Below are 11449 nucleotides of genomic sequence, written 5' to 3' on the forward strand. Positions count from 1 at the left end.
TCACCCGATGCCACCGTACCGCCTCAACTGGCCGGGGGTGGTCGCGCTGGAACCGCCGACACGGCAGGATAAGGCCCATGAGCGAGCGCGGCGGAGTGCTGGCATGAGCGTCCCGGGCGAGGGGTTGGCGAAAGGGCTGGCCGTCACCCTCAAGACGATGACCCGGCGCTCGCACACCCAGCAGTACCCGGACGTCGCCCCCGAGCTGCCGCCGCGATCCCGGGGCGTGATCGCGCTGCTGGAGGAGAACTGCACGGTCTGCATGCTCTGCGCCCGCGAGTGCCCGGACTGGTGCATCTACATCGACTCCCACAAGGAGGAGGTGGCGGTCCCCGGTGCGGCCCGGCCGCGCCAGCGCAACGTACTGGACCGCTTCGACATCGACTTCTCGCTCTGCATGTACTGCGGCATCTGCATCGAGGTCTGCCCGTTCGACGCGCTCTACTGGTCGCCGGAGTTCGAGTACGCCGAGTACGACATCCGGGATCTGCTGCACGACAAGGAGCACCTCGGGGAGTGGATGGCGACCGTGCCGCCGCCACCCGCGCACGACCCGAACGGCGAGCCGGCCAAGGAGGAGGCCGCCGCGCGCAAGGCCGCCGCCCCGGGTGCGGCCGGGGACCGCGCGGCCGGTCCGGCGGTACGCACCCGTCGCCCGGCCCGCCCGGCACCGACCCGCCCCGCCCCCGACCCGCCTGCCTCCGCCCCGCCCGCGGCTGACCGGACGACCTCCGGCTCCCCGGTCGACGAGGAGCCGCCGTGAGCGCCGTCGACGTGCTGATGCTGGCCCTCGGGGCGGTGGCGGTCGGGTCCGGGGTACTCGTGGTCTCCACCCGGCACCTGGTCCGGGCCGGGCTCTACCTGGTGGCCTGCCTCGGTGCGGTCGCCGGGCTCTATCTGGTACTCACCGCCGAGCTGGTGGCCTGGGTGCAGTTGCTCATCTACGTCGGCGCGGTGGTGGTGCTGCTGCTCTTCGCGGTGATGCTGACCCGGGCGCCGATCGGTGCCGCCGACGACCTGGACCGGCCCGGCTGGCCGGCCGCGCTGATCGGCGGCGGGACCGGGCTGGGCCTGGCCGCGCTGCTGGTCGACGCGTACCGGTGGTCCACGGTGGAGCTGCCGGAGGCCGGTACGGCGGAACGGATCGGCACCGAGATCTTCCGCTCCTGGGTGCTCCCGTTCGAGGTGCTCTCGGTGCTGCTCCTCTCCGCTCTGGTCGGAGCGATCGCGATCAGCGTACGGATTCCGGGGCGGCGCCAGTGAGGCCCGCCATCCCGTACGTCGTCGCCGCCCTCCTCTTCGGCCTGGGCGTCTACGGCGTGCTCCGCCGCCGCAACGCCGTACTGGTGCTGATGGCCGTCGAGCTGATGCTCAACGCCGTCAACCTGCTGCTGGTCACCGCCGACGCCGCCCCGCTGCACGCGGCACTGGGCCACCCGGCCCCGGGCGTCGACGGTGCCCCGCCGCTGCCGCTCACCGGGCAGGCGTTCACGCTCTTCGTCATCGTGATCGCCGCCGCCGAGGTGGGAGTGGGGCTGGCGATCGTGCTCCAGCTCTACCGGCTGCGCGGCACGGTCGCCATCGACGACGTACGCCTCGACGCGCACATCCCGGACGCCGGGCCGCAGGCGATCGTGGCGGCTCCGGCGCTGACCGGGTCGGGGCCGACGACACGGGCGACGACGACAGGTGCGGCGGGACAGGCACCGGGAGCGGATCGATGACCGCCGCACAGACGCTCGCCGCGCTGCTGCCGGCCGTACCCTTCGGAGTGGCCCTGGTCGGGCTGTTGCTGCCGCAGCGGTCCCGGGCCGGCGCGGCGGCGCTCGGCATCGGCGGTGCGGCGGTGGCGCTGGCGGCGGCGGTCGGGCTGGTCTTCGCGCTCGACGGCCGGGGCACCGAGGCGAGCGCCGAGTGGGTCGACTTCGGCGGGCTGCCGGTCACCCTCACCCTCCGGCTGGACCCGGCCGCCGCCCTGGTCGCGATCGCCGTCGCGGCGGTCGCGCTGGCGGTGCAGGTCTACTCGGTCGGCTACCTGCACGACGACGACCGGTACGCCCCCTACGCCGCCCAGGTCAGCCTCTTCACCGCCGCGATGCTGCTGGTGGTGGTGGCCGGTGACCTGATCATGCTGCTGGTCGGCTGGGAGGTGATGGGCATCTGCTCCTACCTGCTCATCGCCCACGACCGCCGGCTGCCGGAGGCGCCCGCCGCCGCCGTGAAGGCGTTCCTGGTCACCCGGGTCGGTGACGTCGGCTTCCTGCTCGGCATCGTGATCCTCGGCGTGCGGGCCGGCAGCTTCCGGATCACCGACGTGCTGGCCCACGACTTCGATTCCGGCACGCTGACCGCCGCCTGCCTGCTGCTGCTCGCCGGGGTGGCCGGGAAGAGCGCCCAGTTCCCGCTGCACACCTGGCTGCCGGACGCGATGGCCGGCCCGACCCCGATCTCGGCGCTGATCCACGCCGCGACGATGGTGGCGGCCGGGATCTACGCGGTGACCCGGCTCTTCCCGCTCTTCGAGCGGGCCCCGGTCGCGCTCGCCGTACTCGGCGTGATGGCCGCGGTCACCCTGCTGCTCGGTGCGCTCGCCGCCACCGCGCAGGACGACATCAAGCGGGTACTCGCCTGGTCGACGGTCTCGCAGCTCGGCTACATGGCCGGGGCGCTGGCGGTCGGCTCGCCACCGGCGGCGCTCTTCCACCTGCTCAGCCACGCCGCCTTCAAGGCGCTGCTCTTCCTGGCCGCCGGTGCGGTGATCCATGCCGTCGGCAGCAACCTGATGTCCGCGATGGGCGGGTTGCGCCGGCCGATGCCGGTGACCTTCTGGTGCACGGCGATCGGGCTGGCCGCACTGGCCGGGGTGCCGCCGCTGGCCGGCTTCTGGAGCAAGGACGGGATCCTGGTCGTCGCCGAGCGGGCGGCCCTGCACCATGCCGGCCCGACCGCCGCCTGGGTGGGCTGGCTGGTCTGGCTCGCCGGGCTGGTCGGGGTCGGGCTGACCGCCTGGTACGCCACCCGGCTGCTGCTGCGCACCTTCCTCGGCACCTCCCGGGCGCAGACCCATCCGGTCGACACCCCGGCCGCGCACGCCAGCCCGGCGTCGGCGATCGACGCACCGGCCGGATCCCCCGCGCACACCCCGGCCGGCCCGCCGCACGATCCGCCCGGGCTGCTGCGCTGGCCGGTGATCCTGCTCGCGGTGCCGAGCGTGGTGCTCGGACTGGCGGTCTTCGTCACCCCGTTCCGGGACGCGCTGGCGCTGGACGAGACCCACCTGGACAGCTTCGTGATCATCCCGGTGGCGTTGCTGGTGGCCGGTGCCGGCCTCGCCTGGTGGCGCTGGCGGGCCGACCCGGCCGCCGACCCGGCGACCGGACCGGGTCCGCTGCGCCCGGCCTTCGCCCGGGCCTTCTGGCTCGACGAGGTCCAGCACGCCCTGGTCGTACGGCCGGTGCGGGCGCTCGGCCGGCTGGCCCGGCGCGGCGACGAGGGGCTGGTGGACGGGGCGGTCGAGGGGACCGGCCGGGGGACCAGCGGACTCGGCGGCGGGATGGAGCTGCTGCACCGGGCCGGGATGCCCCGGGCGGTGGTGGCGGTGCTCGGCGGTGCCCTGCTGCTCGGCCTCGCCGCCGTACTGGCCCTCGGGGGGACGACGTGACCCTCGGCGGGATCGGCCTGGTCGCCACGCTGGCGGTGCCGGCGCTCGGTGCGGCGGTGCTCGCCGTGCTGCCGGGCCGGTTCGACCGGGCCGCCCGGATCACCGGTACGGCCTTCGCCGCGGTGACCCTGGTGCTGGCCGCGCTGCTGGCGGTCGGCGCCACCGACACCTGGGTGGTCTACCAGCCGGAGGGTGCCGGTGCGCCCGGGATCCGACCGTGGCACGAACTGGACCTGACCTGGGTGCCCGGCCTCGACCTGCGGTTCCAGCTCGGCGTCGACGGGGTCTCCTATCCACTGGTGGTGCTGACCGCGCTGCTGACCCTGCTCTGCTGCGCGTACACCTGGTGGCGGGTGCCGGCACCGGGCCGGGGCCGCAGCCTCGTCGCGCTGCTGCTGGTGGTCGAGGTCGGCATCCTCGGCACCTTCCTCGCCCTCGACCTGGTGCTCTTCTTCCTCTTCTTCGAGGTCGTGCTCCTGCCGATGTACGCGATCATCGCGGTCTGGGGTGGCGAGGACCGGCAGCACGCGGCCCGGAAGTTCGCCCTCTACACCCTCTTCGGCTCGGTACTGCTGCTGGTCGGCGTCTTCACCGTGGTCACCGCCGCCGGCACCGCCGACCTGACCGAGCTGACCGGCGGTGCGGGACTGTCCCGGGGCACCCAGATCGCCGCGTTCATCCTGCTGGCGATCGCGTTCGCGGTGAAGAGCCCGCTCTGGCCGCTGCACTCCTGGCTGCCGGACGCGCACACCCAGGCGCCGACGGTCGGCAGCGTGATCCTGGCCGGCGTACTGCTGAAGATGGGCACGTACGGGCTGATCCGGGTGGCGGTCGGGGTGGCGCCGGAGGGGGCCCGGGCGGCAGCCGGGGTGCTCGGGGTGCTGGCGGTGGCGGCGATCATCGTCGGCTCGCTGGTCTGCCTGGCACAGAGCGAGCTGAAGCGGCTGATCGCCTATTCGAGCGTCGGGCACATGGGGTTCGTGCTGCTCGGCATCGCCACGCTGACCGCCACCGGCATCCAGGCGGCGCTGATCGGCAACATCGCGCACGGCGTCATCACCGGCCTGCTCTTCTTCCTCGCCGGGGCGGTGAAGGACCGGGCACACACCGGGGCGCTGGCCGAGCTGGGCGGGCTGCGCGAGAGTACGCCCCGGCTCGCCGGGCTGCTCGGCTTCGCCGCCATCGCCTCGCTCGGGCTGCCCGGCCTGGCCGGTTTCTGGGGCGAGGCCTTCGCGGTGGTGGCCGCCTGGCGGGTGGGCGGTCCACTCTGGACCACACTGGCCGTGCTGGCCGCGCTCGGCGGCGCGCTGACGGCGGCGTACCTGCTGCGGCTGCTGCGCCGGGTCACGCACGGGCCGGCCAACCCCAACGTGCTGACCCTGACGCCGGGACTGCACGGTGCCGAGCTGCTCGCCTGGGGGCCGCTGGTGCTGCTCGCCCTCGCCATCGGGCTCGCCCCGACCCTGGTGCTCGGCTACGCCGAGGTGCCGGTCGGGGCACTACTGGAGGCGATCCGATGAGCCGCGATCAGCGGGCCGGGCGGTGGGCGCCGTGATCCAGAGCGTGGACAACGTGGCGCTGCTGCCGGCGTACCTGGCGGCCGGCACCGCCGTACTCGTGCTCCTGACCGACCTGCTGATCGGCCGGCGCGGCGCGACGGTGGCCGTCTTCGCGGCCGGGGCCGCCGCCACCGCGCTCGGCGCGGTGCTGGTCGGTGCCGCCGGATCCCGGGGCACGTTCTGCGCCGGGACCGACTGCTCCTATCTGGCGAACGGCCGGGCGGCGCTGGTCGGCTGCCTCTTCGCGCTGCTCACCCTCGGGGTGCTGGCGCTCTCCGCCCCGCTGCTGCGCTCCGGGCAGGTGCCGCCGGGGGAGTACTGCTTCCTGCTCGCCTGCTCGATGACCGGCGGCGTGGTACTCGGCGCGGCCGGCGACCTGATCACCCTGGTCGTCGCCCTGGAGACGCTGACCCTGCCGCTCTACGTGCTGGTCGGGCTCCGGCACCGCAGCGTCGCCGGTGCCGAGGCGGCGCTGACCTTCTTCGTGGTCAGCGTGGTGGCCACCGCGATCACCCTGCTCGGCGCCGCGCTGCTCTACGCGGTCACCGGGGCGGTGCACCTGAGCCGGCTCGACGCGGTCTTCACGGCGGAGGCGAACCGGCCGGTCCCGCTCGGCGGCGACTTCCCGACCGGCCCGGCGCTGCTGAGCCTGCCGCTGACCGTGGTCGCGGTGGCGCTGATCGTGCTCGGGCTGGCTTTCAAGGTGGCGGCGGTGCCGTTCCACGCCTGGGCGCCGGCCACCTACGACGGCGCCCCGGTGCCGGTCGCTGCCTACCTGTCGACCGCCTCCAAGCTCGGCGGGGTGGTCGCGCTGCTCGCGGTCACCGCCGCCGCCCTGCCGGCCCGGCTGACCGGTCCGCTGCTGGCCGTGGTGGCGGTGCTGACCATGACGGTCGGCAACCTGGTGGCGCTCCGGCAGCGCCGGATGGTCCGGCTGCTGGCCTGGTCGTCGGTGGCCCAGGCGGGCTACATCGTCGCCCCGCTCGGCGCGCTGGCGCTGTCGTCGGGGCGGAGCGCGGAGGCGATCGACACGGCGGTGGCGGCCGCGGTGGCGTACACGGTCTTCTTCGTGGTGCTGGAGCTGGCCGCGTTCGGCGCGGTGGTGGCGCTGCGGCCGGCGGTCGCCGACGGTGGCGAGATCGCGGACTACCGGGGCGCGGCCCGGCGCCGGCCCTGGGTCGGGGCGGCGTTCGTGCTGGCCCTGGTCGGGCTCGCCGGCCTGCCGCCCGGACTGGCCGGGCTCTTCGCCAAGGTCACCGTCGTGCGCTCGCTGCTTGCCGGGGAGGCCGGCTGGCTCGCCGTGGTGGTGGCGCTGAACGCCGTGGTCGGGCTCGCCTACTACGTACGGGTCGCCGCCACCCTCTACGCTCCGGAGCCGGCCGCCGAGCGGGCCGGTGACGCCGCCGCCGCGCCGGTGGTGGCCGCCGCCGATCCGGGTGCGCCGGCCGCTTCCGGTGACGGCAGTCCGGTGCCGGCCGCCGAGCCGGCCCGTCCGGCCTGGGCGGTTGTCGCCGCACTGGCCCTGGCGACCCTGGTCGCGATCGTCGTCGGGTTCGCCCCGCAACTGATCCTGGACGTCGCCGCACTGTGAGATTTGCCGCCTCGGGCGGCTGTTGGGGCCCTTTCTCAGGTAACTCACAGTCATATCCGGATTGTTGAGAGGGTATCCCGGTGTTGGACCGGTCAGCGGGTCCACCGGCCCGCGCACCGAAGGAGTTATCGTGCATAGCCATCACAACCGGCTCAAGACAGCCGCGCTTCTTGGCCTGCTCACCGCTCTCATCCTCGGCGTCGGTTACTGGTTCGGCGGCAGCGGCGGTCTGGTGATCGCCGTACTGGTCTCGCTGGGCATGAACGCCGCCAGCTACTTCTGGTCGGACAAGCTCGCGTTGCGCGCGATGCGGGCCCAACCGGTCACCGAGGCCGAATTCCCGGCGCTCTACCAGATGGTCCGGGAGCTGGCGACCGAGGCGAAGCAGCCGATGCCCCGGTTGTACGTCAGCCCGACGATGCAGCCGAACGCGTTCGCGACGGGGCGTAACCCGCAGAACGCGGCGGTCGCCGTGACCCAGGGCATCACGCAGATCCTGGACTACCGGGAGTTGCGGGGCGTCATCGGTCACGAGCTGTCCCACGTCTACAACCGGGACATCCTGATCTCCAGTGTGGCGGCCGGCCTGGCCGGCATCATCACCATGCTGGCCAACATCGCCTGGTTCATCCCGCTGGGCGGCGGGGACGACGAGGACTCGCCGAACCCGGCCGTACTGCTGCTGACGCTGATCCTCGGCCCGATCGCGGCCACCCTGATCCAGCTCGCCATCAGCCGTAACCGGGAGTTCCAGGCGGACGCCTCGGGTGCCGCGCTGACCCGGGACCCGCTGGCACTGGCCAGCGCGCTTCGCAAGATCCACGCTGGTACGAAGGCGCTGCCGCTGCCGGCCGACAACCGGCTGACCAGCACCGCCCACCTGATGATCGACAACCCGTTCCGGGGCGGCGGTGTGGCGAGCCTCTTCTCCACCCACCCGAAGATGGAGGAGCGGGTACGCCGCCTGGAGCAGATGGCGCGCACCGACGTCGGCCCGGTCCAGTACCAGCGCTGACGTCTCCGGCCCGCAGGCCAGTAGTCGACCGGCCCCGGCTCCCCGTGACGGGGGTCGGGGCCGGTTCGTCGTGCCTGCCCCAGGTACCGATGCGGACAAGATCGTGACTTCGCACTAATCGGGTTCATCGCGTCGGTCGGTCGCGTTAGTGTCGGAACGTCTTCCAGTCGTTACCTGCGACGACCAGTCGTTAGCTGCGACGACCTACCTGCGACGACCCGAGGGGGTTCTGACCCGTGACCGCGCTGCGGCAGTACCTGGGAGTGTGGCGCATTCCCGGCGCGCCGATGCTGTTGATCGCCGGCATAGTCGGCCGGCTCGGCATCGGCATGACCCCGCTGGCGCTGCTGCTCGTCGTCGAGCAGGTCACCGACCGGTACTCCCTGGCCGCCGTGGCCGGCGGGGTGTACGCGCTCGCCGGTGCGGCGCTCAGCCCGGTCGCCGGCCGGATCGCCGACCGGGTCGGGCCGAGCCCGGTACTGCTGGTCACCGCCGTGGCCCACCCGGTGGCGCTGGTCGGGCTGCTGCTCGCCAGCCGCGCCGGCTCGGACGCGCTCGCACTGATCTTCACCGCCTCGGCGGTGGCCGGCGCGACGTACCCGCCGCTGACCGCCGCGATCCGGGGCGCCTGGAACGACCTCACCGACCCCGCCTCCGGCCGGTACGCCCTGCGCAACACCGCGCTCGCCGCCGAGACCACCCTCTTCGAGGTGGTCTTCGTGGTCGGCCCGCTGCTGGTCGCCGCCTTCGTACTGCTGGCCGACGCGGCGGCAGCGCTGCTCGGGGCAGCCGTGGTGACCCTGGTCGGCACGATGACGGTGGCGCTCGGCCGGGTGATGCGCGGCTGGCGGCCACACCCCCGGGACAGCCACGCCAAGGGACTCGGCCCGCTGCGGGTCGGCGGCTTCCCGGCGCTGCTCTTCTGCGTCGCCGGCCTCGGCATCGCGTTCGGCGCCGCCGGGGTGGCAGTGCCGGCGTACGCCTCCGCGCACGACCCGGCCAACGCGGAGAGCGTCGCCGGAGTGCTGCTGGCGATGTGGGGGACGGGCAGCGCGCTCGGCGGCCTCTGGTTCGGCACCCGCAAGCCGGCCCGGAACGCCGCCCGCCAGTTCGGGCAGCTCCTCGGCCTGCTCGCCGCCACCTTCGTGGTCTTCGCGGTGATGCCCAGCCCGATCGCGCTCGGCGTGGCACTGGTGTTCGGCGGGGCCACCATCGCTCCCGCGCTGACCGTGGAGAACACCATGGTCGGCCGGATCTCCCCGGTGAGCATGCTGAACGAGTCGTACACCTGGGTGGTCACCGTGGCGGTCGGGGCCAGCGCTGCCGGCGGCGCCGTGGCCGGGGTACTGGCCGACCAGGTCGGCGTACCGTGGGCCTTCATCTTCGCCGGGCTGGCGGTGGCGGCCGCCGCGGTGGTCGCGGCGCTACCCACCGGCTCGATCGCCCGCGCCGAAGCCCAGGCCGAGGTACGCCTGGAGCAGGCGCTCGCCACCGAGAGCTGAGGAGTCCCGGCCGGTCAGAGGCGCTAGCGAAGCGGGTGCCTAGCACCGGGAGTGCGTGTTCAGGGGCTTGTGCACAGGGCGGCGGGTCATCCACAGCTCGGCTTTCTGCCCTGGTGTCGCGGCGACGACCCGGGGCAGGCTGCCGGGCAGGCTGTCGTCGTCCCTGGCGCCACACCGACCACCGACCATGGTGGTGGCCGGCGGAGTTGGGTCTGACCGGCGGCATCCAGCCAGGAAGCAGCCCGGGCATGGACCCGTCGGGTGCCGAGTTCTTCGAGTAGTTCAGCAGGTCGCGGGTGGGATGCTCTGCTCGTACTGGAAGACGTTGTAGGGGTCGTACTTGCCCTTGATCCTGCGCAGCCGGTCGAAGTTGGACCCCCAGTAGGCGGTCTCCCACTCCGACATCCCGATGTTCGGCACGTTGACGTAGGCGCCGCGCACGTAGGGGCGCAGTGCCTGGCTGAACTCGGCGATCCAGGTCTGCGCGACCGGGGTGGTGGCGTCGCCGCTGTCCGGCTCTCCACGGGTACCCCAGCCGACGCCGGGCTCGGAGTAGAAGAGCGCGTCGCGGTGCGGGAACGCCGAACCGCCGGGCGGTGCGGTCCTCTGCGCCCCCGTGCCGAAGGCCTGGGTGAAGAAGTTGCTGTCGTCGGACGGTGCGTTCTCCATGAACGCCCGGATGATGCTGATCGCCTCTGTCGGGAACGGTTCGGAGGTGAACTGCGAGAAGAACTTCCAGTTGGCCGGTTCGTCCTCGGTCGGTATCTGGAACGCGGTGTATATCTCGCCCCAGCCCCCGATCTGCACGCTGACCTCGGGGTTGCCGACCGAGAGGACCGGTTCCAGCAGCGCCTTCACCCCGGCATCCGACCCTTCGGTGAGCACCCCGAACAGCAGGATCTGGGATTTGTGGATTTCGAGCTGCGTTCCGAGGCGGAAGTCGGCGAGCGGTGCCGTGCGCTGCCAGGTGTCGAAGACCCCGTGCAGGTCGTCGAGGCCCTCCCAGGTCGCCTGTAGGTATGCCACCCGCCTCAGCGGAGTCACCTTGTATGTGAGCGAGGTGACGATCCCGAAGTTGCCGTTGCCCGCTCCACGCAGCGCCCAGAGCAGGTCCGGATTGTGCCTCCGGTCCACCTCGATCGCCTTCGCGCCGTCGGCCCCCGAAGCGATGACGATCTCCGCTCCGATCAGGTTGTCGCAGGCCATGCCGAGGTAGCGGGTGAGGAAGCCGAAGCCGCCGCCGAGGGTGGCGCCGGAGAGGCCGACACTTCCCTCGGTCCCGGTCGTCACCGCGAGGTCCTGCTGCCCCAGCGCGGTCACCGCCTCCAACTGGTTGAGGCCGGCGCCGACTGTCGCGGTGCGGTTCGCGGTGTCGATCCGGGTCGACTTGAGCTCGCTCACGTCGATCACGATGCCGTTGTCCACGTTGGACCAGCCCTCAAGGCTGTGCCGGCCACTCCGTATCCGCAGCGCGACGTCGTTCTGTCGCGCCCAGGTGAGGGCGTTGACCACGTCCTGGGTCTCCTGGGCGAAGACGATGACCAGCGGATAGCGGACGAAAAGCTCGTCCCAGCCGAGGCTCGCCTCGGCGTATCCGGGGTCCTCGGGACGGACGATGCGGCCGGTGAGTTGCGCGGGCGTGCTCTTCGTTTCGAAGGACGTACCCGAGCCGTCGTTGGCGTGGCTCGGAGTGCCCCCGGCCATGACGCCCGGGAGCACGACCGCCCCGGCGCCGACGGCCGCCGTCGCCTTGAGCAGGTCGCGACGAGAAAGGTCGTGCATGGTCCGCATCCTCTCGATCGGGTACGCCAGCATCGAGGAGGGACCGTTCCCCTCCGCATGGCGTGTAACCGACGGTATTACGAGAGGCTTGTCCGGATATCTGAAACTTTGTCTCGAAACTCGGCCGGGTGACCCGGAACTACCCTTCCGGGCGGATCAGGCATCGTGGTCCGGGTGGCCTGGTAGCCGCCCTAAGCCCAGGTCGGGGGCCAGGCGGTGCCGCAGGGAGTCGGGTCGGTCGTCGTCACCGGGCCGTCGTGGGTCGATCGTTATCGACCGACGACGACCGACGGTGACGACAAAAGGCCCCGTGCCCCCGCGGCGGGGTGTTCCCAACCC

9 protein-coding genes are annotated in these 11449 nt (G+C 72.8%); 8 read left to right on the forward strand and 1 reads right to left on the reverse strand.

The window, feature by feature from the left end; all coding sequences use genetic code 11:
* Positions 1-103: 103 nt before the first annotated feature.
* From V1634_RS02545 to V1634_RS02580, 8 genes are all read left to right on the forward strand, one after another.
* Positions 104-763, forward strand: a complete 660-nt coding sequence (locus tag V1634_RS02545; protein WP_331206072.1) for a NuoI/complex I 23 kDa subunit family protein — start codon at positions 104-106, stop codon at positions 761-763.
* Positions 760-1263, forward strand: coding sequence for an NADH-quinone oxidoreductase subunit J family protein (locus V1634_RS02550; protein ID WP_331206073.1), 504 nt, complete (start codon positions 760-762; stop codon positions 1261-1263). Before V1634_RS02545 ends, V1634_RS02550 begins: the two co-directional genes overlap by 4 nt.
* A complete protein-coding gene (gene nuoK / locus V1634_RS02555) occupies positions 1260-1724 on the forward strand; it encodes an NADH-quinone oxidoreductase subunit NuoK (RefSeq protein WP_331206074.1) in 465 nt (154 codons plus the stop codon). The genes V1634_RS02550 and nuoK overlap by 4 nt, the downstream gene beginning before the upstream one ends.
* Complete coding sequence (locus tag V1634_RS02560; RefSeq protein ID WP_331206075.1) at positions 1721-3661, forward strand: NADH-quinone oxidoreductase subunit 5 family protein; 1941 nt, start codon at positions 1721-1723, stop codon at positions 3659-3661. The genes nuoK and V1634_RS02560 overlap by 4 nt, the downstream gene beginning before the upstream one ends.
* Positions 3658-5181, forward strand: a complete 1524-nt coding sequence (locus V1634_RS02565) for a complex I subunit 4 family protein (protein ID WP_331206076.1) — start codon at positions 3658-3660, stop codon at positions 5179-5181. Before V1634_RS02560 ends, V1634_RS02565 begins: the two co-directional genes overlap by 4 nt.
* Before the next feature lie 22 nt (positions 5182-5203).
* Entirely contained in the window at positions 5204-6811 is a 1608-nt protein-coding gene (locus tag V1634_RS02570) for an NADH-quinone oxidoreductase subunit N (RefSeq protein WP_331206077.1), read from the forward strand.
* Between the two features lie 130 nt (positions 6812-6941).
* Positions 6942-7826: a zinc metalloprotease HtpX gene (gene htpX, locus V1634_RS02575; RefSeq protein WP_331206078.1), complete on the forward strand. Its 885-nt coding sequence runs from the start codon at positions 6942-6944 to the stop codon at positions 7824-7826.
* 236 nt (positions 7827-8062) lie between these two features.
* Positions 8063-9328: an MFS transporter gene (locus tag V1634_RS02580; RefSeq protein ID WP_331206079.1), complete on the forward strand. Its 1266-nt coding sequence runs from the start codon at positions 8063-8065 to the stop codon at positions 9326-9328.
* Between the two features lie 282 nt (positions 9329-9610).
* Here V1634_RS02580 and V1634_RS02585 read toward each other — a convergent pair whose 3' ends face one another.
* Entirely contained in the window at positions 9611-11110 is a 1500-nt protein-coding gene (locus V1634_RS02585) for an FAD-binding oxidoreductase (RefSeq protein WP_331206080.1), read from the reverse strand.
* Positions 11111-11449 lie beyond the last annotated feature (339 nt).

The organism is Plantactinospora veratri, from assembly GCF_036421995.1.
Classification (GTDB): domain Bacteria; phylum Actinomycetota; class Actinomycetes; order Mycobacteriales; family Micromonosporaceae; genus Plantactinospora; species Plantactinospora veratri.

Coding starts and splice junctions, on each gene's coding strand:
- V1634_RS02585 (WP_331206080.1), bottom strand. CDS start 11,110: ATGCACGACCTTTCTCGTCGCGACCTGCTCAAGGCGACGGCGGCCGTC.
- V1634_RS02560 (WP_331206075.1), top strand. CDS start 1,721: ATGACCGCCGCACAGACGCTCGCCGCGCTGCTGCCGGCCGTACCCTTC.
- V1634_RS02545 (WP_331206072.1), top strand. CDS start 104: ATGAGCGTCCCGGGCGAGGGGTTGGCGAAAGGGCTGGCCGTCACCCTC.